General features: G+C 63.6%; 26 protein-coding genes. 15 read left to right on the top strand and 11 right to left on the bottom strand.

Features of this window, described 5'->3' with window-relative positions; all coding sequences use genetic code 11:
- Positions 1 to 71: 71 nt before the first annotated feature.
- Positions 72 to 2,300 carry an ATP-binding protein gene (locus tag K410_RS0108645; RefSeq protein WP_028134478.1) on the bottom strand — a complete coding sequence of 743 codons (2,229 nt, stop codon included), beginning with the start codon at positions 2,298 to 2,300 and terminating at the stop codon, positions 72 to 74.
- A 245-nt stretch (positions 2,301 to 2,545) separates the two neighbouring features.
- On the opposite strand from K410_RS0108645, the gene K410_RS0108650 reads away from it, so the two are divergent.
- Positions 2,546 to 3,316, top strand: coding sequence for a DUF2189 domain-containing protein (locus tag K410_RS0108650; RefSeq protein WP_028134479.1), 771 nt, complete (start codon positions 2,546 to 2,548; stop codon positions 3,314 to 3,316).
- Positions 3,317 to 3,374: 58 nt separating this feature from the next.
- On the opposite strand, the gene K410_RS0108655 is transcribed toward K410_RS0108650, so the two are convergent.
- Together K410_RS0108655 and K410_RS0108660 are read right to left on the bottom strand one after the other, a co-directional pair.
- Positions 3,375 to 3,887 (bottom strand): SRPBCC family protein, encoded by a 513-nt coding sequence (locus tag K410_RS0108655; RefSeq protein WP_028134480.1) that lies wholly within the window; start codon positions 3,885 to 3,887, stop codon positions 3,375 to 3,377.
- Between the two features lie 87 nt (positions 3,888 to 3,974).
- Positions 3,975 to 4,289: an ArsR/SmtB family transcription factor gene (locus K410_RS0108660; protein ID WP_028134481.1), complete on the bottom strand. Its 315-nt coding sequence runs from the start codon at positions 4,287 to 4,289 to the stop codon at positions 3,975 to 3,977.
- Between the two features lie 209 nt (positions 4,290 to 4,498).
- Here K410_RS0108660 and K410_RS0108665 point away from each other — a divergent pair, with 209 nt between their 5' ends.
- A complete protein-coding gene (locus tag K410_RS0108665) occupies positions 4,499 to 5,944 on the top strand; it encodes an LVIVD repeat-containing protein (RefSeq protein ID WP_028134482.1) in 1,446 nt (481 codons plus the stop codon).
- A gap of 167 nt (positions 5,945 to 6,111) precedes the next feature.
- Complete coding sequence (locus tag K410_RS0108670) at positions 6,112 to 6,732, top strand: LysE family translocator (protein WP_080672135.1); 621 nt, start codon at positions 6,112 to 6,114, stop codon at positions 6,730 to 6,732.
- A gap of 3 nt (positions 6,733 to 6,735) precedes the next feature.
- On the opposite strand, the gene K410_RS0108675 is transcribed toward K410_RS0108670, so the two are convergent.
- The gene (locus tag K410_RS0108675; RefSeq protein ID WP_028134484.1) at positions 6,736 to 7,551 is read right to left on the bottom strand and encodes an N-formylglutamate amidohydrolase; all 816 of its coding nucleotides are present in this window, start codon (positions 7,549 to 7,551) and stop codon (positions 6,736 to 6,738) included.
- Positions 7,552 to 7,626: 75 nt separating this feature from the next.
- Between K410_RS0108675 and K410_RS0108680 the strand changes: the two genes are divergently transcribed.
- A complete protein-coding gene (locus tag K410_RS0108680) occupies positions 7,627 to 8,025 on the top strand; it encodes a gamma-glutamylcyclotransferase family protein (protein WP_028134485.1) in 399 nt (132 codons plus the stop codon).
- 14 nt (positions 8,026 to 8,039) lie between these two features.
- Here K410_RS0108680 and K410_RS0108685 read toward each other — a convergent pair whose 3' ends face one another.
- Positions 8,040 to 8,603, bottom strand: a complete 564-nt coding sequence (locus K410_RS0108685) for a chlorite dismutase family protein (RefSeq protein ID WP_028134486.1) — start codon at positions 8,601 to 8,603, stop codon at positions 8,040 to 8,042.
- A gap of 254 nt (positions 8,604 to 8,857) precedes the next feature.
- Here K410_RS0108685 and dnaG point away from each other — a divergent pair, with 254 nt between their 5' ends.
- The 6 genes from dnaG (at position 8,858) to K410_RS38350 (ending at position 16,864) form a co-directional block, all read left to right on the top strand.
- Positions 8,858 to 10,870, top strand: coding sequence for a DNA primase (gene dnaG / locus K410_RS0108690; protein WP_028134487.1), 2,013 nt, complete (start codon positions 8,858 to 8,860; stop codon positions 10,868 to 10,870).
- A gap of 377 nt (positions 10,871 to 11,247) precedes the next feature.
- On the top strand, positions 11,248 to 13,383 hold the full coding sequence (gene rpoD, locus K410_RS0108700; RefSeq protein WP_028134488.1) for an RNA polymerase sigma factor RpoD: 2,136 nt from the start codon (positions 11,248 to 11,250) through the stop codon (positions 13,381 to 13,383).
- A 252-nt stretch (positions 13,384 to 13,635) separates the two neighbouring features.
- Complete coding sequence (locus K410_RS0108705) at positions 13,636 to 13,980, top strand: type II toxin-antitoxin system RelE/ParE family toxin (protein WP_028134489.1); 345 nt, start codon at positions 13,636 to 13,638, stop codon at positions 13,978 to 13,980.
- Positions 13,973 to 15,097, top strand: a complete 1,125-nt coding sequence (locus K410_RS38340) for a HigA family addiction module antitoxin (RefSeq protein ID WP_080672136.1) — start codon at positions 13,973 to 13,975, stop codon at positions 15,095 to 15,097. The genes K410_RS0108705 and K410_RS38340 overlap by 8 nt, the downstream gene beginning before the upstream one ends.
- Positions 15,098 to 15,115: 18 nt before the next feature.
- The gene (locus tag K410_RS38345; protein WP_155253296.1) at positions 15,116 to 15,700 is read left to right on the top strand and encodes a hypothetical protein; all 585 of its coding nucleotides are present in this window, start codon (positions 15,116 to 15,118) and stop codon (positions 15,698 to 15,700) included.
- Between the two features lie 138 nt (positions 15,701 to 15,838).
- A complete protein-coding gene (locus tag K410_RS38350; RefSeq protein ID WP_210164233.1) occupies positions 15,839 to 16,864 on the top strand; it encodes a hypothetical protein in 1,026 nt (341 codons plus the stop codon).
- A 156-nt stretch (positions 16,865 to 17,020) separates the two neighbouring features.
- Here the strand turns inward: K410_RS38350 and K410_RS0108720 are convergent, their stop codons facing one another.
- The 3 genes from K410_RS0108720 to K410_RS0108730 form a co-directional block, all read right to left on the bottom strand.
- The gene (locus K410_RS0108720; RefSeq protein WP_028134491.1) at positions 17,021 to 17,257 is read right to left on the bottom strand and encodes a hypothetical protein; all 237 of its coding nucleotides are present in this window, start codon (positions 17,255 to 17,257) and stop codon (positions 17,021 to 17,023) included.
- A gap of 465 nt (positions 17,258 to 17,722) precedes the next feature.
- Positions 17,723 to 18,061 (bottom strand): hypothetical protein, encoded by a 339-nt coding sequence (locus K410_RS0108725; protein ID WP_028134492.1) that lies wholly within the window; start codon positions 18,059 to 18,061, stop codon positions 17,723 to 17,725.
- A 239-nt stretch (positions 18,062 to 18,300) separates the two neighbouring features.
- The gene (locus tag K410_RS0108730; RefSeq protein WP_028134493.1) at positions 18,301 to 18,810 is read right to left on the bottom strand and encodes a hypothetical protein; all 510 of its coding nucleotides are present in this window, start codon (positions 18,808 to 18,810) and stop codon (positions 18,301 to 18,303) included.
- Between the two features lie 167 nt (positions 18,811 to 18,977).
- Here K410_RS0108730 and K410_RS0108735 point away from each other — a divergent pair, with 167 nt between their 5' ends.
- On the top strand, positions 18,978 to 19,784 hold the full coding sequence (locus tag K410_RS0108735; RefSeq protein WP_028134494.1) for a lytic murein transglycosylase: 807 nt from the start codon (positions 18,978 to 18,980) through the stop codon (positions 19,782 to 19,784).
- A gap of 198 nt (positions 19,785 to 19,982) precedes the next feature.
- Here K410_RS0108735 and K410_RS0108740 read toward each other — a convergent pair whose 3' ends face one another.
- A complete protein-coding gene (locus tag K410_RS0108740) occupies positions 19,983 to 20,813 on the bottom strand; it encodes an SDR family NAD(P)-dependent oxidoreductase (RefSeq protein WP_028134495.1) in 831 nt (276 codons plus the stop codon).
- 122 nt (positions 20,814 to 20,935) lie between these two features.
- Between K410_RS0108740 and K410_RS0108745 the strand changes: the two genes are divergently transcribed.
- From K410_RS0108745 to K410_RS0108765, 4 genes are all read left to right on the top strand, one after another.
- Positions 20,936 to 21,310, top strand: a complete 375-nt coding sequence (locus K410_RS0108745) for a response regulator (RefSeq protein ID WP_028134496.1) — start codon at positions 20,936 to 20,938, stop codon at positions 21,308 to 21,310.
- A 66-nt stretch (positions 21,311 to 21,376) separates the two neighbouring features.
- A complete protein-coding gene (locus K410_RS0108750; RefSeq protein WP_028134497.1) occupies positions 21,377 to 21,988 on the top strand; it encodes a LysE family translocator in 612 nt (203 codons plus the stop codon).
- A gap of 592 nt (positions 21,989 to 22,580) precedes the next feature.
- Positions 22,581 to 23,798, top strand: a complete 1,218-nt coding sequence (locus K410_RS0108760) for a GGDEF domain-containing protein (RefSeq protein ID WP_028134498.1) — start codon at positions 22,581 to 22,583, stop codon at positions 23,796 to 23,798.
- 35 nt (positions 23,799 to 23,833) lie between these two features.
- Positions 23,834 to 24,460, top strand: coding sequence for a peptidoglycan recognition protein family protein (locus K410_RS0108765; protein WP_028134499.1), 627 nt, complete (start codon positions 23,834 to 23,836; stop codon positions 24,458 to 24,460).
- 6 nt (positions 24,461 to 24,466) lie between these two features.
- Here K410_RS0108765 and K410_RS36625 read toward each other — a convergent pair whose 3' ends face one another.
- On the bottom strand, positions 24,467 to 24,919 hold the full coding sequence (locus tag K410_RS36625; RefSeq protein ID WP_245269344.1) for a hypothetical protein: 453 nt from the start codon (positions 24,917 to 24,919) through the stop codon (positions 24,467 to 24,469).
- A gap of 248 nt (positions 24,920 to 25,167) precedes the next feature.
- Entirely contained in the window at positions 25,168 to 26,067 is a 900-nt protein-coding gene (gene rpoH / locus K410_RS0108775; RefSeq protein WP_028134500.1) for an RNA polymerase sigma factor RpoH, read from the bottom strand.
- Positions 26,068 to 26,208 lie beyond the last annotated feature (141 nt).

Below are 26,208 nucleotides of genomic sequence, written 5' to 3' on the forward strand. Positions count from 1 at the left end.
CGCGCTTTAGGTTGTTGTTTGAGCATGATCTTCTCGGAAAACCGCCGCGCACTTTTCCGGATCATGCTTAGCTATCGCGGCGGCGCTGCCAGGGCGGACCGCAGCATCGCGGCAAGATCCTGCCTTCGGAACGGCTTGGTCAGGATGCGGGCGGCGATCCCGTCCGGCGTCTTGACGGGATCCTGGCTGTAGCCTGAGGTGAACAGCACCTTGAGATCGGGCCGCAGCGCCGTTGCTTGTCTTGCGAGCTCCGGCCCGAACATGCCGCCGGGCATCACGACGTCGGTCAACAGCAATTGGATCTCCCCGCTTCGGTGCAGCAATTCCAGCGCCGCGGGCCCGTTCGACGCGGTGATGACGCGGTAGCCGAGCGTCTTCAGCTCGTTCTCGACATAGGCGCGCACCATGTCGTCGTCCTCGACGAGGAGGATGGTCTCGCGCTCCGCCTGTGTGACGGTCCGCTCCGGGGGCGGCGGATCTTCGCTCGGCGGTGTTGCGAGACGGGGAAAGTACAGCCTGACGACACTGCCTTGTCCCGGCTCCGAGTGCATTTGCACGAGTCCGCCGGATTGTTGTGCAAACCCGTAGACCATGCTCAGGCCGAGGCCGGTCCCCTTGCCGACCTCCTTGGTCGTGAAGAACGGCTCGAACGCGCGGCTCGCCACTTCGGAGCTCATGCCGCTGCCGGTATCCGTGACCGCCACCATGACGTAGTCGCCGGGCCGCGGCTCGCCGTTGACGTCGAGGTCGGATTGGCCGAGCGAGCTGTTGCGGACCTCGACGGTCAGCTTGCCGCCTTCCGGCATCGCGTCGCGCGCATTGAGCACGAGGTTGAGAACGGCGGTTGCCAACTGGCCGGGATCGACGCTGGCCAGCCATAGACCCGGCGCGAACGTGAAGTTGCACTCGATGTGCTCGCCCAGGGTCCGGCGCAGCAGCTGCTCCATGCCGAGGATCTTTTCGGCGATGTCGACCTCTCTCGGCCGGAGCGGCTGCTTGCGCGCGAAGGCGAGCAGGCTGCGTGTCAGGTCGGAACCGCGCTCGGCGGCGGTCGCGATGTCGGCGGCGATCCGCTGCAATTCCCTGTTGCCCGCCAGCCTGTCGGCAAGATGCTCCGAATTGCCGAGGATGACGGTCAAGAGATTGTTGAAGTCATGCGCCACGCCGCCGGTGAGCTGGCCCATGGCTTCCATCTTCTGGGACTGGCTGAGCTTGTGGCTGAGGTCGGCAATGGCGGCGCGTTGCTGCTCGAGCGACTCGGCGGTGCCGTTGAGTAGGGTCATCAATCCGCCGAGCTCGCCGCGCGGATGGGGCGGCGGAATTCGTGCGCTGAGATCGCCGCGCCCGAGCCTTTTCGCCATGACGGCGAGCCGCCCAACCTGGCGCCCGATGCTCACCGTGGTGAGGATCCACAAGCCGGCCAGGAGCAGCAGCAAGGCCACCGCGAGAATCGCCATGTCCTCGTAAAGCCGGCGGTTGGCCGCCGCGACCAATCCGTCCTTCGAACGTCCGACCAGGATGTAGAGGCCGGCCTTGCGGATCGAGGCATTGCGGGCAACGCCCCAGATCTGCGCGTGGCCGTCGCGGTCGGTCACCTCCCGAAATGGCTCGCCGTCGGGCGCTGCCGCGAAGCGGAACAGGTCGGAGCCCGCGATGGATCCGCCGACGGGCTCGCGCCAGCCGCCGCCCTTGGGCGCGGCCAGGACCGTACCGTTGGCATCGACGAAGAGGATGTCCTTTTCGGCGAGCAACCGCTTGTCGTGAAACTCCGCGAACTTGTTCAGGTTGAACGACGCGAGCAGCACGAACTTCAGCGCGCCGGTCTCTGATCGCACCGGATAGGCGATCTGCAGCACCGATAATCCGGTGAGGCGGCCGAACACCGGCTCGACCGCGACGACGCCTTGAAGAGTCTTCACCTCCTTGAAATAGCCGCGGTCGTTCAGGTCGAGCGTGCGGTTGGTCCGCAGCGAGTCGCAGAACAGTCTGCCGTCAGGATCGATGGTCAGGATGCCCGTGAACTGCGGATATTCCTCGCGGACATCGGACAGAAACGCCGAGCACGCCGCCTTGTCGCGCGTATCGAGGTCGCGCGCACGGGCGAGACCATAGTGAAGCTGGGCGGTGCCCTGGATCTTCTCGTCCAGATCGCTCGCGATGTCATCGGCGGACGCGGCCAGATTGGCCAGCGCCGCATCGATCTCGCTGGTCCGGTTCTGCATGAACCGTAGCCCGACCAGAATCGCCGGTACCAGCATGGCCGCGATGACGAGGATCAGTAACCGGGTACGCAGGCTCATCTGTTGGGCGGTCCGTTCTGATCATCGCGCGTTGGTCTGAAGGTAAAATTTGCGGACGATTGTCGGCTCAGTCCATAGCAATCTGCTCGAAAATCACATGGAAGAGTAAAGAATTCGAGGCGTGGCTCTGCTGGCCGCCGCTCCTTCCCGTCATCCGGCATTAAGTTGCACCTGCGCGCAGTGACGCTAATATCGCGTCGAGGCCGCGCGCGACGCAAGATCGCGCCGATCTGTGGAGGATGCTGATGTCCATCTCGGGCAAGGTCGATCCGGTGGTGCGTCCCGTGGCGGCGAACGACATCGCCGAAGCGCTGGTCGAGGGGCTGCGTGATTTCCAGGCACTGCCGCTTTACGGTCTGTGCTTCGGCGCGCTCTACGCCGCCGGCGGCATCGCCATCATGCTGTGCTTGACCGCCTTCGGCATGGTCTATCTGGTCTATCCGCTGGCGGCAGGCTTCGCGCTGATCGGACCGTTCGTGGCGATCGGCCTCTACGAGGTCAGTCGCCGCCGCGAGCGCGGCGAGCCGGTCTCCTTCGGCGCGATCTGGTCGGCGGTGCGCTCGCGCAGCGAGATCGGCTGGATGGCGTTCGTCACGCTGTTCGTGTTCGTGGTCTGGATGTACCAGGTGCGGCTCCTGATCGCGCTGCTGCTCGGCCTCAACGCCTCGTTCTCCAGCCTTCAGGAGTTCATGACCGTGGTGCTGACGACCAACGAAGGCCTGCTATTCCTCGGCATCGGCAATGCGGTCGGTGCCGTGCTGTCGCTGATCCTGTTCTCGCTGACCGTGGTGTCGTTTCCGCTGCTGCTCGACCGCGAGGTCGATTTCGTCACAGCGATGGTGACGAGCGTGCGCGCGGTGGTGACGAGCCCGCTGCCGATGATCTCGTGGGCCGCCGTGATCGTGATGCTGCTGATCGTCTCGGCGCTGCCCTACTTTCTCGGGCTGATCGTGACGCTGCCGGTGCTCGGGCACGCGACCTGGCATCTCTACCGGCGCCTGGTGGCGCCGGTGTAGCTCGCTGCCTTCGTCCCTTGGGCAGTGCCGTTGGGTGGGCAAAGCGGAGCGCGCACGCCTACGGCGTCTTGATGCCCATCGCCTTCAGCGCCTCGAGCAGCCGCACCGGCGGGGACATCTCGATATGCGGCGCCTTGCCGGTCTCCAGCAGGCTCTTCAACCCGGAGAGGATCGCGGGCCAGCCGGTACGGCCGCCGGAAAGGATGTCGTCGCTGAGCTCGCGGTCGTGGCGTTCGCTCATGGTGAGGCGGACGGCTTCGCCGGCCTGCTCGAGCTCGTAGGTGACGAGCGTGGTGCCGAGCTTTTCCACGAGGTCGGGCCAATTGACGTTCCAGCTCACCGTGAGTCTCTTCGGGGGATCGTATTCGAACACTTCACCGCGGATGTGCTCGGAACCGTCGGGCGCGCGCACGATGAAGCTGCCGCCGAGCTTCGGCTCCATCTCCACCGCAAAGCCGGAGAAATACTTTCGGCTGAACTCGGCCGACGTCAGCGCCTGCCACACCTGCTCCGGCGTGGAGGCGATGTAGATGGTGTAGACGGTCAGCGGCTTGAATTGATCGATGTTCATCACGCAACTCCTTCGATACCAAGCGTGGCGGGCGGGATCCTCAGTGCCTCGCCGGTTTCCGATATGGTCACGTAGACGAAGTCCGGCTTACTCATCGCGCTTCTCCAACTGACGTTTCAATTCGCCGAGCGCGGTGAGCTTGCCGCGCTCGAATTTCCTGATCCAGCGTTCGCCGATCTGATGGATCGGCACCGGGTTGATGTAGTGCAGCTTCTCCCGGCCATGCCTGATGGTCGTGACGAGATTGGCCTCCTCCAGAATCGCAAGGTGCTTGGTCACGGCCTGCCGCGTCATCGCAAGGCCCTCGCAGAGCTCGTTCAGCGTCTGGCCATTCCTGGCGTGAAGCCGGTCCAACAGCGAGCGTCGCGATGCATCGGCGAGCGCTTTGAAGACCTCGTCCATGGCAACGATAATAGGCAACCAAATGGTTGCATGTCAAGCAGAACGTCATTCCGGGGCGCGCGAAACGCGAACCCGGAATCTCGAGATTCCGGATAATTGCTGCGCGGTTTCCGCAATGGCAATTTGAGGAATCGAGCTTTTTGTCGCGCGCAATCGGCCGTGCTAGCTTCTCATCTCAGCCAGCGCAGACTGGTTCCGGGAGGACTTTCATGTTCCGTTGCGCTTCACTTGCTGCCGCCGTTGTCCTCTTCGCCTGCAGCAACCTGGTCCACGCCCAGAAGCAAACCGTCGGCGCGCCGCCTGAAGCGTCCAACATGAAGCTCGTCGGCCATCATGACCTCCAGGCTCGCAGCGCCTATCAACCGACCATCCACCGCCAGGGCGACCGCTGGATCGCCTATATCGGCCATCATGGCGGCACGGAGGATGTGCCCGCGCCGGTCAACCCGATGACGGGCAAGGCCGAGCCGAACGGAACGTCCATTGTCGACGTCACCGATCCCGCGCGTCCGAAATATCTGCGGCACCTGCCGGGGCAGGAGGGCAAGTACGAATCCGGCGGCGCGCAGATGGTGCGGGTCTGCGACGGCAAGGCATTGCCGAAGGGCGATCCCAATGCGGTCTACATGCTCAGAACCTTCGGCAGCGAGGCGCATGAGATCTGGAACGTCACCGATCCCGCCAGCCCGGTGCTCATCACGCGCCTCGGCGGCTTGAAGGACACGCACAAGAGCTGGTGGGAATGCGACACCGGCATTGCCTATCTCGTCTCGGGGCCGCCGGACTGGCGCACGCGGCGCATGACGCAAGTCTACGATCTCTCCGATCCGGCACGCCCGCACAAGATCCGCGACTTTGGCCTGCCGGGCCAGGAGCCCGGCTCGACCGGCGCGGTGCCGACGGCGTTGCACGGACCGATCTCGACCGGGCCCAACGGCAACCGCGTCTATTTCGGCTACGGCACCAACAAGGGCGGGATTCTGCAGATCGTCGACCGCGGCAAGCTCCTGAGCGGGGCAAAGGAGCCGACGCCGGACAATCTGCGCTATCCCGAGATTGCGCGGCTGCCGATGTCCGCCTTCAACGGCGCGCACACCACGTTTCCGATGCTCGACATGCCGATCGCGGAATTTTCCGAGGACAAGGACGGCAAGACCCGCGACATCGTCATGATCGTGAATGAAGCGATCCTCAACGAATGCGGCGAGGCGCGGCAGATGGTGTGGTTCGCCGACGTCACCACCGAGACGCGGCCGATGATGATCTCGAGCTACACCGTGCCGGAGGCGAGCGGGCAGTTCTGCCAGCGCGGCGGCCGGTTCGGCGCGCATTCGTCGAACGAGAGCATGGCGCCGGTCTATTACAAGAAAATGGCCTTCATCGCCTTCTTCAATGCCGGCGTGCGCGCGCTCGACATCCGCGATCCCTATCACCCCAAAGAAGTCGGCCATTTCATCCCGTCGATCACGGCTGCAACCGACAAGCGCTGCATCCCGATCGAGGGCGGCGAGCGCTGCAAGGTGGCGATCCAGACCAACAATGTCGAGACCGACGACCGCGGCTACATCTACATCGTCGACCGCGCCAATACCGGCCTGCACATCCTCGAGCTGACCGGCCCCGCGCGCACGGCCGCCGGCCTGCCGAAGAACTGACGATGCGGGGGTGGCTGCACACGATCTTTCCCCCATTTCCGCTGTCATCACCCGCCTTCGCGGGTATGACACGGGCGGTGGGGCGCAAGCGTTGCGCTCATCCGGCTTCCGTTTCCGCCTCTCGCATGCATTAATGGCTCCAAATCGCTTTCAGCCGAGTCCCTCCCATGATGTCCATGCAAGCCTATCTCGCCTTCGTCGCCGCCTGCATTGCGCTGGCGCTGCTGCCGGGGCCGATCGTGACCCTCGTCATCGCCAACGGCCTGCGCCACGGCACGCGGGCCGCGCTCACCAACGTGGCCGGCGCCCAGGCCGGACTTGCCATCGTCATCGGCATCGTCGCGGTCGGACTGACCTCGCTGATGGCGACCATGGGCTATTGGTTCGACTGGGTGCGCTTTGCCGGCGCCGCCTATCTGATCTGGCTCGGCATCAAGCTGATCTGGGCGCCGGTCGAGGGCGTCGATGTCGACACGCCGCCTCCGCCGCCGCGCGGCGGCTTCTTCCTGCAGGGGTTCCTGGTGCTGCTGTCGAACCCGAAGGTGCTGGTGTTCTTCGGCGCCTTCATCCCGCAGTTCATGGACATGAACCAGCCGCACTTTCCGCAGGTCGCGCTGCTGGGCGCCACCTTCATGGTCACCGCCGTGATGACGGACGCGCTCTATGCCCTCGCCGCCGGCCGTGCGCGAAAGTTCTTCTCGGCGCGCCGCACGCGGATGATGTCGCGCATCTCCGGCGGCTTCATGATCGGCGGCGGCATCTGGCTGGCGCTGACGCGGGCGAAGTGAGCCTTACACCGGCCGCTTCGCGGTCTGCTCGACCGCGATCTCGCCAAGTATTGCTGCAAGAATCCCAGCCAGCCGTTCGGCCCATTGCTGCTGGCCGGATTGATCCGCGATCAGATCCTGCCGGATCTCGATGCCGGTGTTGACGAGGCCGCGGGCCTCGCCATGCACGGGAATGGTGTAGTCGGTGAGGTCGCTGACCGCATAGGGCTCGTTGTCGCCGACGACGAGATCGCCTTCGCCGCGCAGATGCTTCAGCAGCAGCTGCGGCAGCACGGTGTCGCGATTGTAGAGCGCGCCGATGTGCCAGGGCCGCACGACGCCGGCGTAAACAGGCGTGAAGCTGTGCAGCGACACCAGCACCGTCGGCTGCCCGGCGTTGAGGCGGCGGGTGATCGCAGCGTCGATGCGATCATGATACGGCTCGAAGATCTCGCGCCGCCGCGCTGCGCGCTCCCATTCCGAAATGCCTTCGTTGCGCGGGATCGTGGTGGCCTCGGAGATGACGGGGATCGAGCTGGCCGCAGCCGGCGGGCGGTTGCAGTCGATGACGAGCCGCGAATAGCGCTGCGCGATCAGCTGTGCGCCGAGCATGTCTGCAAGGCGGTCGGCGACGCCGGCAATGCCGATGTCCCAGCCGATGTGCCGCGTCAGCTCGGCCTCGGTGATGCCGAGATCGCCGAGCGCGCGCGGCAGCGCGCGTCCGTAATGATCCGAGGTGAGCAGGAAAGGCGACGTTGCGCCCGCATTCACCTCATGCACGGGCGGCATGTCGCCCTCGCCGAGCAGTTGGTCGGTCGCGGCGGCCGTATGCTGGTCCATCCTGATTGCCTGTGAAACGATTACGTGTTGAAACGGAGTAGCGATATTGCACCGGCCTCGCAACGTTAGACCAGCATGACCTCCGATCGCCTCTTCGTCTACGGCACCCTGATGCGCGGCTTCGACCATCCGATGGCGCGGCTGCTCGCGGGGCACGCCGATTTTCTCGGTGAAGCGACCTGCCGCGGCCGGCTCGTGCTGGTGAAGCATTATCCGGGATTGCTGCTGTCGGGCGCGGCCTCCGAGCTCGTCCATGGCGAGCTCTTCCGGATGCGCGTGCCGGACGAGCTGCTCGGCGAGCTCGACATGTACGAGGCCTGCGGCGAGGGCTTTCCCGAGCCGACCGAATATCTGCGCCGGCTGGTCGACGTGACGCGCACCGACGGCACCACGGAGCAGGCCTGGACCTATGTCTACAACTGGCCCGTCACGGATCTGCCGCACATCGCGTCCGGGCGCTTTCTCGAGCATTGACGCCAGCTGTTCTTCTAAGCCGACAGCACTTCCTTCACCACGCGCACGTCGACCTCGCGCTCGACATAGCTCCACTCCTCGGTCTGCCGGAGCATCGCGACCAGCTCCTCGAACAGCGCGGCGTGCGTGGGGGCGAATTCGAACCAGGTCAGGAAGTCGAAGGGCTCGCCGAGGTCGCGGCAATGATAGAGCTGGCGCGCGATCGCCGGCAGGAAACGAAGGCTGCTGGCGATGTGGTGCGATCTGTCCTCGAAGATCCTGCGGCGCTCTTCCTGGGTCAACTCCCACCAGGCCTGCGACTTGCGGATCGGGATCAGCGCCGCGGAGGTCGCCTCGGGACGGCCAAGGCCGGCCTGCACGGCGGCGAGCTTCTCCTTCTCGGCCCGCTCGGTGTAGCGCAGGCTGCTGGCAACGCCGACCAGCCGCCACGCATTGCGCGAGGGCACCAGCGGCAACGACACGGCCTCGCTGTCGGTCGCCGACAGCGCTGGCACGAAGGGCAGGGGCTCGCCCGTCACCGGTGCAACCGAGGTCACGCGCCAGCCCCCGCTCTGGCCGCCGCGAAAGGTCCTGAACATGGGGCTATGGAAGCGTGGAACCGGGGCGGGTTCAAGCTTTTCCCGTCATTCCGGGGCGATGCGTGGCATCGAACCGGGGATTTCGAGATTCTCAGGTGCGCAATTGCGCACCGTAGTTCGCCCTGCGGACGCCCCGGAATGACGGGAGGGCTGTGAACAGCGCGTATAAGCCCGACAAACCTGACTTTTGCCCACCCCGCACCTATATCCCTGATCCCAGCCCACCTCACTCCGGATTGCGCTAGACACAGCCCATGCGCTTCACGCCTCAATTCCTCGACGAGCTTCGGGCCCGGCTTTCGGTCTCCGAAGTCGTGGGCAAGCGCGTCAAGCTGAAGAAGGCGGGGCGGGAGTGGAAGGGGCTGTCGCCGTTCCAGCAGGAGAAGACGCCGTCCTTCTACGTCAACGACCAGAAGGGTTTCTACCACGACTTCTCCTCCGGCAAGCACGGCGACATCATCAGCTTCGTGATGGAGACCGACGGCCTGCCGTTCGCCGAGGCCGTCGAGCGGCTCGCCGGCATGGCCGGCCTGGCGCTGCCGGCGGTGACGCCGGATGCAGCCCGGCAGGAGCAGCGCCGCCGCACGCTGCATGACGTCATGGACCTCGCCGCGACCTATTTCGCGGAGACGCTGGCCTCGCGCCTGGGCGCCAAGGCCCGCGGCTATCTCGCCGACCGCGCCATCTCGCCGGCAACGCAATTGCAGTTCCGCCTCGGCTATGCCTCGCCGGATCGCTTTGCGCTGAAGGAGCATCTCGGCAAGCTCGGCATCTCCGTCGAGGACATGGTCGAGACCGGCCTGTTGATCGGCGGCGCCGACATCCCGGTGCCTTACGACCGCTTCCGCGATCGCGTGATGTTTCCGATCACGGATCTGCGCGGCCGCGTCATCGCCTTCGGCGGACGCGCGCTGGAGAAGGACGTTCCGGCAAAGTACCTGAACTCGCCGGAGACGCCGCTCTTTCACAAGGGCGACAATCTCTACAACCACCAGACCGCGCGCAAGGCGACGCATGACGGCGCAGCGCTGATCGTGGTCGAAGGCTATGTCGACGTCATCGCCATGGTCACCGCGGGTTTTGCCGGCAGCGTCGCGCCGCTCGGCACCGCGCTCACCGAGAGCCAGCTCGCGCTGCTCTGGAAGATGGCGGACGAGCCGATCCTCTGCTTCGACGGCGACCGCGCCGGCCAGAAGGCGGCCTATCGCGCCGCGGATCTTGCCTTGCCCTTCCTCGCGCCCGGCAAGAGCCTGCGCTTCGCGCTGCTGCCGGAAGGACAGGACCCCGACGATCTCGCGCGCTCCGGCGGGCGCGGCGCGATCGAGGAGGTGATCGGCGCGGCCCGCCCGCTCGCCGACATGATCTGGTCGCGCGAACTCGAAGGCGGCAACTTCGCCACGCCCGAGCGCCGTGCCGCGCTGGAGGCGCGCATCAGGGAGCTCACCAACGGCATCCGCGACGAGGTGGTGCGGCGCTATTACCGCGACGAGTTCGTCGAGCGGCTGCAGCGCACCTTCGCCCCCGAGGGCGGGCGCGGCTTCGGCGGCCGGGGCAACTTCCGCCAAGGCCAGGGCGGTGGCGGCCGCCAATTCCAGCCCAGGGGCGGCGGCGCGAATCGATTCGGCGGCCAGGGCTTCGGAGGCAGAGGCCGCGGTACGTTCGCCCCCACCCCGCTACCGTCAGGTCCCTACCAGGCCGCCAGCCCCCAACTGGCGGCAAGCCCGATTATGAAGGGCCAGCGCAGCGCCATCTCCCGCCGCGAGGCCCTGATCCTGCAATGCCTGATCAACCACCCCTGGCTGCTGCACGACCACCTCGAGGAGGTCGCGGCCCTGGAGCTGGCCCATCCCGAGGCTCACAAGCTCAGGGCCGGCATCATCGCCGCTTTCGCCAACGACCATCACCATTCGCCCGACCCCGAGGAGCAGGCCGAGAAGATGCGGTCGGACCTCGCAAAGGGTGGATTTTCGCAACTCCTTCAAAGGGTTGAGAACGGCATCACCACCGCGGCGGTGTGGGGCGCGCGCGAGGGCGCGGCGCGGGACGATGTTCTCGCCACCTGGCATCAGCTGGTTGCCTTGCATCGGCAATGGCATTCACTACTTAGAGAGCTGAAGGACGCCGAGCTGGCCTTGGGGGAGGACCCCAGCGAGGCCAATTTGGCGTGGCTGCGTGACGTCAAGGCTCGGATCGGCGAGGTCGACGGCACCGAAGCCCTGATCGAGGGTTTTGGCGAGCTGTCGGGTCGGTTCCAGAAGAGCATGTGATGCAAAGAATCATGCGGACGGCCGGGCTAGGTACCGCTAAAAGACTCGCCAAATCCTGGGTTTGGCGGCAAAAACAGGGTTAATCGAGGCTTAACGGTCTTGTAGCACTTTGGCCCAGAGGCGGCCGCAGGCAGAACAGACGCGTCAGGAATGAATCCGCGCAATCGCTGTTGGCACTACACCTGCATCCGCTGCGACAAAGAGGCTGACGAAGCGTTAGGCAATTCCGGCGAGAGAAAGTTGGGGGTGGCGAGAGACATGTGCGCCGCCCTTTCCGTGTCGAGAGCTGCCGAAGCGAGAGCGTCGAGCAACAGGTTCATGTGAATTCAGGCAGGCGCTGCCAAGCGCCTCGCATGAAGCGCGTTTAGGAGCAATGGATGGCCACCAAGGCAAAGACGCTGCAGGCGAAGGACAAGGAAAAAGACGACAAGGCAGCGGACGCGCCGGAGAAGGACTCCCAGGACGCGCCGTCGCCCTTGCTCGACCTGTCCGACGCCGCCGTGAAGAAGATGATCAAGCAGGCCAAGAAGCGCGGCTTCGTGACCTTCGATCAGCTCAACGAAGTCTTGCCGTCGGACCAGACCTCGCCCGAACAGATCGAGGACATCATGTCGATGCTCTCGGACATGGGCATCAACGTCACCGAAGCCGACGACACCGAAGGCGAGGAAGAGAAGGACGAGGGCGAGGACGAGACCGACAACGAGCTCGTCGAAGTCACCCAGAAGGCCGTCACCGAGGTCAAGAAGAGCGAGCCGGGCGAGCGCACCGACGATCCCGTGCGCATGTATCTGCGCGAGATGGGCACGGTCGAACTGCTCTCCCGCGAAGGCGAAATCGCGATCGCCAAGCGCATCGAGGCTGGCCGCGAGGCGATGATCGCAGGCCTCTGCGAAAGCCCGCTGACCTTCCAGGCCATCATCATCTGGCGCGACGAGCTCAACGAAGGCAAGATCTTCCTCCGCGACATCATCGATCTCGAAGCCACCTATGCCGGCCCCGACGCCAAGGCCGGCATGAACACTGCGATGATATCAGGTCCCACCGGCGAGAACGGCGAAGCCACGGCCGAAGGTGGTGAGGCCGCCTCCGCTGCCGCGCCCGCCCATGTCGCCCCGCCGGCGGCGCCGCCGGCGCCGACCCCGTTCCGTGCCGCCGCTGCGCCCGGTGCCGCCGAAACCGAGGAGAAGGATCCGGCCGAGGCCGCCGCCGAATCCGACATGGACGACGACGAGTTCGAGAACCAGATGTCGCTCGCGGCGATCGAGGCCGAGCTCAAGCCGAAGGTGGTCGAGATCTTCGACAAGATCGCCGACAGCTACAAGAAGCTGCGCAAGCTTCAGGAGCAGGACATCCAGAACCAGCTCCAGAACGAATCGCTCTCGCCGCACCAGGAGCGCAAGTACAAGAAGCTGAAGGACGAGATCATCGTCGAGGTGAAGTCGCTGCGCCTCAACCAGGCGCGTATCGACTCACTCGTCGAGCAGCTCTACGACATCAACAAGCGCCTCGTCTCGCACGAGGGCCGATTGATGCGCCTTGCCGACAGCCACGGCGTCGCGCGCGAGGATTTTCTGCGCAACTACACGGGTTCTGAATTGGACCCGCGCTGGCTCAACCGCGTCTCGAAATTGTCGGCAAAAGGCTGGAAGAACTTCGTCCACCACGAGAAGGACCGCATCAAGGACCTCCGTCACGAGGTGCATCAGCTCGCTGCCCTGACCGGCCTCGAGATCGTCGAGTTCCGCAAGATCGTGCACTCCGTGCAGAAGGGCGAGCGCGAGGCCCGCCAGGCCAAGAAGGAGATGGTGGAGGCCAACCTCCGTCTCGTGATCTCGATCGCCAAGAAGTACACCAACCGCGGGCTGCAGTTCCTCGACCTGATCCAGGAAGGCAACATCGGCCTGATGAAGGCGGTCGACAAGTTCGAGTACCGGCGCGGCTACAAGTTCTCGACCTATGCCACGTGGTGGATCCGGCAGGCGATCACGCGCTCGATCGCCGACCAGGCCCGCACCATCCGCATCCCCGTGCACATGATCGAGACGATCAACAAGATCGTGCGCACCTCCCGCCAGATGCTCAACGAGATCGGCCGCGAGCCGACCCCGGAAGAGCTCGCCGAAAAGCTCGGCATGCCGCTCGAGAAGGTCCGCAAGGTCCTCAAGATCGCCAAGGAGCCGCTCTCGCTCGAAACCCCCGTCGGTGACGAGGAGGATTCACACCTCGGCGATTTCATCGAGGACAAGAACGCGATCCTCCCCATCGACGCCGCGATCCAATCCAATCTGCGCGAGACCACCACGCGCGTGCTGGCCTCACTGACCCCGCGCGAAGAGCGCGTCCTCCGCATGCGCTTCGGCATCGGCATGAACACGGATCATACGCTGGAAGAGGTGGGGCAACAGTTCAGCGTGACGCGCGAGCGTATCAGGCAGATCGAAGCGAAGGCGCTGCGGAAGCTGAAGCATCCGTCGAGGTCGCGGAAGCTGCGGAGCTTTTTGGATAATTGATTTGGGTTGTCATGCCCGGGCCTGACCCGGGCAGCCATCGTAACGAAGACGGCGGGCCGAAAAGCCCGCCGTTTTTCGTTGAAACTTCCAAATATGCAACCATTTGTATCCTAGGCGGGTATGAGGAGCAGAATTCCGGCTACCTCAATACAAAACAAGAACAAAGGCCTTGCCAACACGTTCGCTGTATATTAGATGTTACCTATTGGGTAACATCGCGGTTGACATGAAATATTACCAAACAGGTAATTTATGGAAATTAGGGCCAAGGGAAAGCTCAAGAAGGCGCTGGACAGCGAGGCGGCCTGCCAAAAGCAGTACGGGCGCGACATGATGAAGAAGATCATGATGCGGCTAAATCAGCTTCAGGCGGCAGTTTCGCTGGCGGATTTTTGGCCACCAAATTCCGGGCCTGAGCGTTGCCACGAGTTGAAAGGAGATCTTGCGGGCACGTTCTCGATGGATCTGAAGCAGCCCTACCGGCTGTTGTTCGAGCCAATTGAGGACAGTGTTCCTAAGGACCGCTCTGATGAACAAAAGCGGTGGGCGTCTATAACGAAGATTGAGATCGTAGAGATTGAGGATACCCATGGATAGCGATCAGCAAGCCACTCTGATCCAGCCGGCGGTTGTCCTGCATCCTGGCGAGATCGTAGTCGACTATCTTGAGTTTCGCGGATGGACGCAGCGTGATCTTGCGCGGCGTACAGGACTCACTCCCAAAACCATCAGCGAGATTTGTAACGGCAAAGCGCCTATCACGGCGCCGACCGCGCTTGCCTTAGAGAAAGTGCTTCAGCGGCCTGCGCATTTTTGGCTCAATCTTCAGCGTCAGTTTGATGAGGCTGAAGCAAGACGTTTAGAATTGGCGAAGTCAGCTGAATGGTCCGACTGGGCTCGTAAGTTTCCGTTGAAGGATATGCGGAGACTTCGCTTTCTCAAGCCAGGTCAGTCGGAAGCGGATGCTCTTCTAAATTTTCTCGGCGTCTCGTCCCCTGAAAGTTGGAGTGCGGTGTGGAGCGCCGCAAATGTTGCGTACAGGCAAACCAGAAAATTCACGACTAACGTAGAATCTGTCTCGGCGTGGGTTCGCGAGACGGAATTGGTTGCGTCTGAACTTCAGACTGCAGATTTCGATGAGCTTGTACTGCGCTCCTCGCTGGAATCACTTAGGCGTCTTACTAGAAAGCGAGCTGATGAAATTATGGACCCAATTCAAGGGATCTGTGCGGCAGCGGGGGTCGCAGTAGTTTGGGTTCCTGAGCTGCCTCACTGTGGAATCAGTGGCTGTGCTCGATGGCTATCAGACAAGAAGGCCCTCATTGGTCTGACGCTTCGTTATAAGACGGATGATCAGATGTGGTTTACATTTTTTCACGAGCTTGGTCACGTGTTGCTCCATAGAAAGAAGCGAGCGTTTGTCCTGGATAATGCAGCCGATAGTCTTTCAGATCAGGTCGTTGATCCTGAAATGCAGCGATACGAGAGCGAAGCAAATCAGTTTGCCGCAGATACGTTGATTCCACCTGCGGCTTTGGGTGAGTTCGTTCGGAGGAAGAACTTTGCCAGTGAAGATATTCATAATTTCGCGGAAGAGATCGGGATAGGTCCAGGGATCGTGGTGGGTCGATTGCAGCGCGACGGCCTGTTAGCGCGCCATCAGGGCAATGCCCTTAAGCAAAAGCTCAATTGGCAATTTGCTGAAGATGCCTAAGTTGCCTCGGAGGTGAAGATGATTGGGAAGATTTTCATTACAAGCAGCGGCTACGATCCGCAGCTTGGAAAGCATGTAAAAGATCCGTACCTCGGAAAGAATCCGAGCCTTGGCGCCTGCCGTCCTGATCTCAGGCGCCAAGTGAAGGCCGGGGATCATTTGTTCGTAATTTCGGGCAAGCTCCCTAATGTACGCCAGTATGTTATGGGCGGCTTTGAGGTGGTTCAGAAAATTGACGCACAGGTTGCTTATCAGCGATTTCCAGATCAGCGTCTGCGGCTCCGTGAAGACGGACAGCTGACAGGAAACGTCATCGTCGATGCGAATGGTGCGCAGCACGAGTTGGATAAGCACGACCCGAAAAAGTTCTCCAGACGGATCCCCAATTATATTGTGGGAACCAACCCTATTGCTTTGATAACGCCTGGAGAGATCTCGCTCGGAAGAGAACAGACTCTGGATGTCCTACGTGACATTTTCAAGAAGAACGGTGCATCGCCGTGGGATATTGTCGGCCACTACGGTGCGCAGCTGACGGAAGAGCAGGTCAAACAACTACATGCATGGTTGTTGTCGCTGAAGAGAGTGGCCAAAGCGGCCTAGACATTCTGAAAAAAGGGATCGGTCATGGGACAGCTGGAATTGTTCGGTCCGAAAAGAAAACAAAGATCAAAACACGCCGCTGGGTGTGAAATTACTCCAGTCGGCAAGCGAAGGGATGGTGGGACACGATACTGGTGCTTGGCACACAAGGCAGATGCCACTGCAAAGTACGGGCGTCGCGCAAAGGTTTGCCGTGCTGCGCATCTTCCAGCCATTCAGCCTAACGAAATCCTTGAATTGAATATCGATGAATATCCGGGCGGAATAGCACTTTGGGGGGCTGTTCCGCCAGTTTACGATACGACGCGCCTGCCGCTTGACTTCGGTATTCACGTTCACGCGCGTAGAGTCGCCGAGGGTGACAAGGTTATTGATCAGACATACCGTGGGGTGAAGCTGACTGGTTCTCGGCTTCCTTTAAGCGGATTGATGGTTTCTGAAATCGATGCTGTCTACTTTATGGTCAGCAGTGTGTTCGGATTCAATACGCGCTACGTTCGCTGTACTCTCTGCGGATTTCCCCACCTCGATAAAGATTGGTTCAGTATACACCCGCATCGGCGGCACCTGTGTGCAGGTTGTGGGAGAACCTTCAGTGACACCGGTTTCGGAATTGGAAACCCAATCCGCGCGACGCAAGAGACCTTGGGGCTGCTACCCCGTAAGCCCACGAAGGCAGCGAAGACCTTATCACTTCGACAGTCCGATTATCCCGGCGGCATACAGATTTGGGGTTCCAATCCGGCGATTATTTGGTCATCTGAAAAAGCTGAGGAGGAGGGCATTCATGTCCATGCTTTTAAGCGCGATTGCGAATTTCCTGACTGTGACGATACGTTTTCGGCAGTAGAGATAGATGGCGTAGAATTTGATCCTATTATGGTCCGAACGCTAATGGCCCAGAACTCGTTACCGCATCTCGAAGCCCGGGTAGTCCCGTTGAAGTGCGATAGTTGTGGTGAGATGGAGTTCAGCACCGGCGAACAGGCTTTCACTCCAGCGGTCGGACGTTTATGTTCTAGATGTGGCAGCCATCTTAGCGGACCGACGCGGTTGCGCAGGACGATCGGCAATCCTTTGATTGCGACCCTACAGAGCTTGGCGGCAAGCGCGCCTCGGCCACCGCAGAAGCATTCAACCGGACTGTTGCCAGAAACGCTATAGTCGCCTTTGCCAACCGCAATTGGATCGGGACAAATTTCATGACGCAGGAGGAGTTTGCTGCATCGCCGGCGACCGCGGCGCCATCTGTCTGCTAAGTACTTAATGAATGTGCAGACTCTTGGCTTGATAGGGGTTAAGTAGATCAGGACATGACGCCTACTTCTTCTTCGCCCCGACCCGCTCGAGCCGCTTGATCTCCAGCGCCGGGCGGCCGCTCTTCTCCGCGATCTCGCGGTCCTGCTCCATGATGAAGCCGCGGGCGGGCTCGTCGCCGTCGAGACCGCCGAGGAGTTCTGCGGGGACGCGGCGGTTGGAGCGCTGGGAATCGTCTTCATAGACGACGTTGAAGAAGGCGAATTCGCCTTTGGGATTGGTTCCGGGTTTCTTGGCCATGGCGGCTTGTCGTCGATAGCAGCGCCATAGTCAAATGACTTTGCGCGCCTTTCGGGGGCGACGCGGAGCCGTGGCCGCGGACCCGGCGCATCGAAGACGCCCGTCTCACCAATGCTTGCCTCATAAACGGCGGGCCGAAGCCCGCCGTTTATTTTGGTCTTCAGTGTCACCCGGGGCTGGCGGGGCGACAACCTAAAATAGAAGGGTATAGAAGCCGCGCTGCGATGGCAAGATGAATCACGGCGGCAGCGATGTCGCGGCGAGCGCATCAGATATGCGTTGGCCGCGATGTGTGATGTGGTGCCACATCGAAGCAATTGTTTGGATCTCAAACCACTTTGTTCATCTTGGCGTCCTCGCGCCGCACGCATGTGGGCCGCGTTCTTGTCGGAAAGTTGCGCTGGCCTGCACGTCCTCCCGCTTGCGCGCAGATGACGTGAAGCGGCTTGCATGACGGCGCGTATCTCATCGCGCGTGCGTGCGCTGCGCCACCTCCTGCACGGCGAGCCGCGACGATCCGTGCCCGCCACCTTTGCCGCTGTCCTCTTTCCGCCCCTGCGCCATGATCGCGCTGCCCATCGCGGCCGAGCCGAAGGTGATGAGGAAGGACGCCAGCAGCAGCCCCAGCGCGACGCCGGGCGAAGCATCGGCGAAGATCAGCTCGCGCAGATGGCCGGGATTGAGCCAGAGCAGCCCGCCGACGAGCAGCGCCGCGGCGCAGGCGCCGATCGCAAGGTTGATGGCGAGCAGGCGGAAGAGGGGGATGCGGAGCAGGGAGCGGCGAGGGGGCTGAGGGTTGGACATGGCTGATTGCTTCATGCTGGCTGAAAGCGGCGATCGCGGCGCAAGCAACGGCATCATAGCGCCAACTCTCTCATCCGTCATTCCGGGGCGCGTTCATCGGGATCGCGCATCGCGCGGCCCGATGACCGCGAGCCCGGAATCCATTCATCGACCGTCTCTGCCGCCTGATGGATTCCGGGCTCGCGACTTCGTCGCGCCCCGGAATGACGAGCGGAGGACTTGGCGCGATACCATTCCCCTCACGCCGCCGGCGCAGCTAGGCCGGCGGCCGCGCGCTGCCCGGCCTGCTGGCGTTCCATCATGTTTTGCCACAGCGTTGCGATGCTTGCTTGCGTCGGCGGTGCGATCAGGCAATGGCCTTCATTGTCGAAGCCGCAGAACCGCACCGACGGATCACGCTTCACCTCGACCAGCGCCTGGTTGATCATCTCGAGGCAGGTGATGACCTCGCCGACGTCGTGCAGGCGGGTGTGGTGCAGGATGTCCATCAGGCGGAACGTCATCACCGCGGGCTGGCCGAAGCTGATGCCGGGGCGGCCGAGCTCGAGCAGCACGTTGACCGCCGGCAGCACGCCCCTGACGTGCTCGAGCACGCCGGCGACGTCCTCCACGCTGCAGGCGACGAGATGGGACGCCTGGGGCGGGATCGTCACGGGCGCGCGGGGCGTAAGGCCGAGCGAAGAGATCACCTCCTGCTCGATCCATTGCCGCACCGCTGCGGGCGCATTGCGGATCTGTTCGGCGGTCAGGGTATTCCGGTCATGGGTAAGTCTCCTGCGGTTCTCCTGTTGACGGCAATCTAGAAAGCAGGGAGTGAGACGGCTTGACGCGGATCAAGCCTGCCGTTTTGACGCTTGCCTCTTTCCCGGGCATGATCCGCGCGCTGCTTCGCGCATTTTTTCAGGGATTGCTTCATATGCTGAGACTGCTTCTCGCCGCCGCGTCGGTGCTGTGTCTTTTCGGCGGTTCGGCGCAGGCCGCGCGCTGCGGCGGCGACTTCAACACCTTCGTCGCCGCCATGGCCCAGGAGGCGCAGGCGGCCGGCGTCTCGGCGAGCATCACCAATGCGGCGCTCAGCGGCGTTGCTCCCGACCCTGCGGTGCTCGCCTTCGACCGCCGCCAGCGCTACACCTTCAACAAGACCTTCGAGCAATACGTCTCGACCCGCGTCGGCCCGGGCCGCATCAATGGCGGCCGCGCGATGCTGCAGCGCCACGCCGCGCTGCTCTCGCGCATCGAGCAGAAGTTCGGCGTGCCCAGGTACATCCTAGTCGCGATCTGGGGCCTGGAGAGCGATTTCGGCAAGGGCGACATCGGCAAGATGCCGGTGGTCCGCACGCTCGCGACGCTCGCGCATGATTGCCGCCGCACCGATCTGTTCCAGGGCGAGCTGCTCGCCGCGCTCAAGATCGTGCAGCGCGGCGACCTGCCGCTGCGCGACCTTATCGGGGCCTTTGCCGGCGAGATCGGCCAGACCCAGTTCCTGCCGTCGTCCTACATCAAGTACGGCGTCGATTTCGACGGCGACGGCCATGTCGATCTCCGGCACAGCATCCCGGATGTGCTCGCCTCGACCGCGAATTTGCTGCACACGAGCGGCTTCAAGATGGGCCAGCCCTACGGCGAAGGCACCGCCAATTTCGAGGCGATGCGCGAGTGGAACAGGGCGGTGGTGTATCGCAAGACGATCGGTTATTTCGCGGATCGTTTGGCGGGGCAGTGACTTCACCCTCCCCTGGAGGGGGAGGGTCGATCGCGCGCAGCGCGAGCGGGGTGGGGTGATCTCTCCACTCGGGCAGTGTCGGATGTGGAGAGACCGTCACCCCACCCCGTCTCACATTTCGCTGCGCTCAACGTGAGCCGACCCACGGGCGAGCTACGCTCGTCCCGGACCCCTCCAGGGGAGGGTGGGCAGGAATGCTCACGTCCCCTTCGCCATCTTCTCCAGCCGCCGCTGCAGTGGTGCCCAATAGGAGCCCGGGCGGAAGCGCTGCAGCAGGTCCATGAAGCGGGCGTCGTTGCCGATCAGGATGCGCGGCTCGTTCCGTTCGATGCCCTTGATGATGCGCAGCGCGGCCTCCTTCGGCGAGGTCCTGGCCGCGTTCTCGAACCGCTCGATCGACTGCGCGCGGCGCGCATTGTCGGTGACGCCGACGCCAGTGCGGGAATTGCGCGCGATCGCGGTGGCGACGCCGCCGGGATGCACCACCGACAGTTTGACGGGACTTCCCGCGACGCTGAGCTCGTGCCGCACGCTCTCGGAAAAGCCGCGCACCGCGAATTTCGCCGCCGCATAGGCCGATTGTCCGGGCGGGGCGATGATGCCGAAGATCGAGGACAGGTTGACGATATGCGCCTCGCGCCTCGTCGTCAGATGCGGCAGGAAGGCGCGCGTGCCGTGCACCACGCCCCAGAAATTGATGTCGAACAGCCAGTCCATCTGCGCCTGGTCGATCTCCTCGAACGAGCCCATCAGCGCGACGCCGGCATTGTTGACGAGGATGCCGAGCTCCGGATGCGTGGAAATCGCCTCGGCCGCGAATTGCGCGATGTCGGCGGGCTCTCCGACGTCGACGCGATGCACGCTGACTTTGCGGTCTCGTCCGATCTCCGCCGCCAGCTCCTTCAGCCCAGCCTCGTCGCGATCGGCGAGCGCGAGATCGCAGCCGCGCCGCGCCAGCTCGATGGCCAGCGCCCGGCCGATGCCGCTGGCGGCTCCCGTGATGGCGGCGGCGCCGCGAATCGCTGTCACAATGTTTCCCCCGTCGAACTCCCGCAGATGGAACTATGCTTTACATTTTTTCATAATGGAACCGAACTCCACGCGAATTTGATCCTTAACATACGTTACGCAAGCGAGCATTGGAGACGCCGATGGGACAAGCGCAACCATTCCGAGCTACCGCGCTGATCGTCGAGGACGACGTCATGCAGCGCGAGATGCTATGTCTCCTGCTGGAAGAGAGTGGCTATCAGGTGATCCAGTGCGAGAGCGCCGAGGCGGCCGAGCGCGTGCTCGAGAAGAGCGCCGGCGCGCTCTGCCTGATGATGACCGACGTGCAGCTCGCCGGCCGCATGAACGGGGTCGAGCTTGCCCATGTCGCCAAGGATCGCAATCCCAGGCTCGACGTCGTCGTCACCTCCGGCCGCCCCTTGAAGCAGCCCTTGCCCGCGGGCGCAAAATTCTGGGCCAAGCCCTGGGCGCCGCTCGACGTGCTGCGTGAAGCCGAGCTCGCGCAGCTGTCCTGAGACGCAGGAGTGCACTTCCAGGAGCGTAGGCTTCCCCGCCGCGATGCCGGGTGATAGCTTCCGCCCATGTCCTGGTCCTTCCTGCTCACCTCGCTGATCGTCGTCGCCTCGCCCGGCACCGGCGTGCTCTATACGCTGGCCGCGGCGCTGACGCGCGGCTCGCGCGCCAGCGTTGCCGCCGCCTTCGGCTGCACGCTCGGGATCGTCCCGCACATGGTGGCGGCGATGCTGGGGCTTGCCGCCGTGCTGCACACCAGCGCGCTCGCCTTTGCCGCGCTGAAATGGGGCGGGGTGCTCTATTTGCTCTACATGTCCTGGCAGGCGCTGCGCGAGAGCGGGGCGCTTGCGGTCGAGGGCAATATACGCGAACGTTCGAGCGGCCGCGTCATCGTCACCGGCTTTCTGATCAACATCCTCAACCCCAAGCTGTCGATCTTCTTCCTCGCCTTCCTGCCGCAGTTCATTGCCGCGGACGAGGCCCATGTGCTGGCGCGCATGCTGGAATTGAGCGGCGCCTTCATGGCGATGACCTTTGCGGTGTTCGTCGTCTACGGCCTCTGCGCGGCTTCGGTGCGCGAGCGCGTCATCTCCCGCCCCCGCGTCATGGCCTGGCTGCGCCGCAGTTTTGCGGCCGGCTTCGCCGCGCTCGGCGCCAAGCTGGCGCTTGCGGAGCGGTAGGCTTCTTCACCCAATAAAAAAGCGGGCCTCGTGCCCGCCGCCTCCGAACTCTCACCCGACGCCCGGGCGGAGCGAGGCTCCACCCGGGCAAAGAACAAGCCTCGTTACTTCTTCTTCGCCTTCTTGGCCTTCTTCGCCTTCTTCTTCGTCGCCTTCTTCGCTTTCTTAGCCATAGGATCCTCTTAAGGGTTAATGGTGAAACGCGACACGAGGGATGCTCGGCGGAGGGCCAGCCTCGCAACATCCTCAGGCGCAAGCTCAGCAGATTCGCAGGTCTCTGCCCCGCGCTGTCACATCCATGTCATCGCGTTATCCACAGCCCAGATGCATTTTCAGGTGATTTTGCCGCGCGAATCCGCTTCACGCCCCCGCCGCGGCGCGGCCCACGCGTGCGCGGCAGGGCTTGATTAACGATGCCGGAGGCCGCTTTCGGGATTCATCAATCCAAAACCAACGCCGGAGTTTGCGCGATTGCGGTGAGACTCCATTAAGCGCGTCGCGCGCATGATCCTCCGCAAGAACACGGGGGCGGGGTAATGTACGGACGTTTGCCAAACGAAGAGGGCGGGACCATGCGCGTCCCGCAGTCGCCATGCTGAGCGTGCCGACACTCTGGACCGTCATCGTCATCAACTTCCTGGCGCTGGGCATGGTCTGGGCCTATGTGGCGCGCGCCTATCCCAAATTCGAGGCGGCGCGGTATTGGACGGCGGCCGCGTTTCTGGCCGCATCAGGCGCGGCGATCTCGATGCTGCGCGACGTGATGGACCCGCGCTTTCCGCTGATCGCCGGCGGCGGCATCATGATCTTTTCGTCCTGGCTCGCCTGCATGGGCGTGGCGCGGTTTTATCACCGGCCGGTGTCCTGGCCGGCCGCCATCGTCAATTCGCTGCTCGCGACCGCCGGGCTCGCGTTCTTCCTGGTCGTCGTCGACAACATGCCGATGCGGGTCGTGATCTACTCGCTGGCCCAATCGACCCCGATCCTGCTGACGCTGCCGCTGCTGATCGGCGAGCAGAGCGGCCGGGAGAACCCCGGCGCCCGGCTCGCTGCGATCGTGGGATTTCTGCTGCTGTCGATTCACGCCGTCCGCTCCGGCGCGGCGCTGCTCGGCTATGGCGGCGCCATCACGGCGATCAACTTCAACGGCTTGCAGTCCATCATGATCCTGCTGCTGGTGTTTCTGGCCATGGGCTGGAATTTCGCCTGCCTGCTGATGGCGATCGAGCGGCTGCGCAACGAGGTCGCCGACCTCGCCTTGCTCGACGACCTCACCGGCGTCGCCAACCGGCGGCATCTGTTGCAGCGCCTGACCGAGGAATGCGCCCGCTCCGAGCGCAGCCATCAGCCGTTCTCGCTGCTGGTGATCGATCTCGACGGCTTCAAGACCATCAACGACACCCACGGCCATGCCGCCGGCGATGCCTGCCTGAAGCACTTCACCCTGATGGCGCAGACGCGGCTGCGGCCCGGCGACATGCTCGCCCGCACCGGCGGCGACGAGTTCTGCGTCGTGCTGCCGTCCTCGTCCCTGCGCGAGGCCGCGATGATCGCTCGCCGCGTGCTCGAGGTCTGCCGCCAGGATGCCGAGGCCTGCACCGGCAACGACATCCCGATCGCGATCTCGATCGGCGTCGCGCAATGGGATCACGGCATCGGCGCGTTCCCGGACCGCCTGATGGCCAATGCCGACCACGCCCTCTACGCCGCCAAGAAGAACGGCAAGAACGACTTTGCCGTCTACGATCCGGCGCCGCCGCTGTCGCCCGAGCCGAACGACTCGCGCGAGGCCTCGCACCATTTCGCCTGAGGCCATGCTAGATTGCGGTCCCCGTTGGACCCCGCATGATGATTGCCCGCCTGCTCGCGGCCGCTCTCGCCGCTCTCTGCCTGATTTTCCCCGCCGTCGCCGAGGACGCCGAACTGACAAGGCTCGCGCGCGCCTCCGGCACGCCGGAGATTCCCGGCCTCAGAATCGTCTGGCTGGCGCCGTGGGGTGAGGTCCGCAACGCAAGACCCTGGCGCAACATCATCGTGCACCAGACCGAGGGGCCGGCGGGCTCGGCGCGCGGCGGCGCGCTGGCGCAGGCAAAGGCCCCGACCCGCCGCGGCGTCACGGTGTGGGTCGAGACCGACGGCACGGTCTATTGGGCAGTCGCCGAAAACCTGGTGCCGACCCATGGCGACGGCGCCAACCGCAACGACAACAAGTACATCGACAACGGCCCGACCTACCGCCAGGTCGTGCGCGACAATTCGATCGGCGTCGAGTTCGCCGGCAATTATCCCGACGTCGCCGCAGGCCCGACCGAGGCGCAGGTCGTGGCGTGGAAGATCCTCGTCAAGGTGCTGCGCGCCCGCTACGGCATCCCCCTCGACCGCGTCTACGCCCACAACTGGATCGACTACAAGGACGCGCGCTATTGCGAAGGCTGCTGGCTCGCGACCCTGGCGCGGATGTGGGGGGAGTGAGAACCGTCATTCCGGGGCGCGCGCAGCGCGAACCCGGAATCCACTCATCCACCAACTCTGCGGCCAGATGGATTCCGGGTTCGCGCCAAGAGGCGCGCCCCGGAATGACAACGGAGTTCTCACCGGCTGCGACATCCAGCCGAACAGCCGCGTCATCAATCCCGGCCGGCGCGGCACCTCCGGCGGCGCGTCGACGGCCAGCACGCGCTTGAAGAAGTAGTCCAGGAACACCATGTCGTTCGGCTCGGTGACGGTGAACTGCTCCCCGCCGAAGAACACGCTGTAGCTGTAGAAGAACGGGCCCAACAGCGGGATCGTCGCCGTGCCGGCATAATCCTTCGAGATCACGAACTCGGACGGCTCGAGGCCGTGCTCGCGCATGGCCTGCTCGACCAGCGGCAGCTTGCGCATGAAGTCGCCCGAGAAGCCGCCGACGGTGGATTGCAGGATGATCGACACGGCGCTTGTCCACTCGCTGCTATCGGTCCGATCATTCTGGGTCGGCCGATCGGCAGCGCGGGTTCAAGGCGAGCCGGTTCTTTGACGGCGGAGGGGTGTGGACTGCGGCGGTTTTCCCGGGGCATGACAGCAGGGGTGGGCTGGCTTCGCATCCGAACGATGCTTACACCCAAAACAAAAAAGCCGGCGTCGCCGCCGGCTTTCTGTCTCTTTCGATCCGCCAATCTCTCTTCGCGGCGAAGCCCCGCTCAGTGCGCGGCTTCCAGCGCTGCCTGTTCGGCCTTTGCGATCGTACCCTTGACCGCGGACTGCACCTTCTCGAAGGCGCGGACCTCGATCTGGCGGACGCGCTCGCGCGACACGCCGAACTCGGCGGCAAGGTCTTCCAGCGTCATCGGCTCATCGGCGAGGCGGCGGGCCTCGAAGATGCGGCGTTCGCGCGGGTTGAGCACGCCCATGGCGCCGTTCAGCGCTTCACGGCGGTGATCATACTCCTCGTGCTCCGCCATCATGGCTTCCTGGTTGGGCGTGTTGTCGACCAGCCAGTCCTGCCATTCGCCGGCTTCGCCGTCGTCGCGGATCGGCGCGTTGAGCGACGCGTCGCCGCCGAGGCGGCGGTTCATGTCGATCACGTCCTGATCGGTGACGCCGAGGCGCTTGGCGATGATCTTCACCTGGTCGGGGCGCAGATCGCCTTCGTCCAGCGCGTTGATCTTGCTCTTCGCCTTGCGCAGGTTGAAGAACAGCTTCTTCTGGTTCGCGGTGGTGCCCATCTTCACGAGCGACCAGGAACGCAGGATGTACTCTTGAATCGACGCCTTGATCCACCACATGGCGTAGGTGGCGAGACGGAACCCCTTCTCGGGTTCGAAACGCTTCACCGCCTGCATCAGGCCGACATTGCCTTCCGAGACGACCTCGGAGATCGGCAGGCCGTAGCCGCGATAGCCCATGGCGATCTTGGCGACGAGCCGGAGATGGCTGGTGACGAGTTGGTGCGCCGCGTCGCGATCGTCATGCTCGCGCCAACGCTTGGCGAGCATGTATTCCTGCTGGGGTTCCAGCATCGGGAATTTGCGGATCTCGGCGAGGTAGCGAGATAGGCCGGATTCTCCATTGAGGACCGGCAAAGCAGCGGTACGGGCCATGGTGCGCCCTCCAAAGGTTCAGGCCCCCGATAGCGGCGGGCCAGGCAGACGACCGCTGTGTCAAAGCCGGTCGGGCTGCGATGTTCCGCGTCGGTCATTCCAACGCAGGCGCAATATACTCCATCGGGGGGCAAAAAGGGA

The organism is Bradyrhizobium sp. 22 (assembly GCF_000482425.1).
GTDB lineage: Bacteria > Pseudomonadota > Alphaproteobacteria > Rhizobiales > Xanthobacteraceae > Bradyrhizobium > Bradyrhizobium japonicum_B.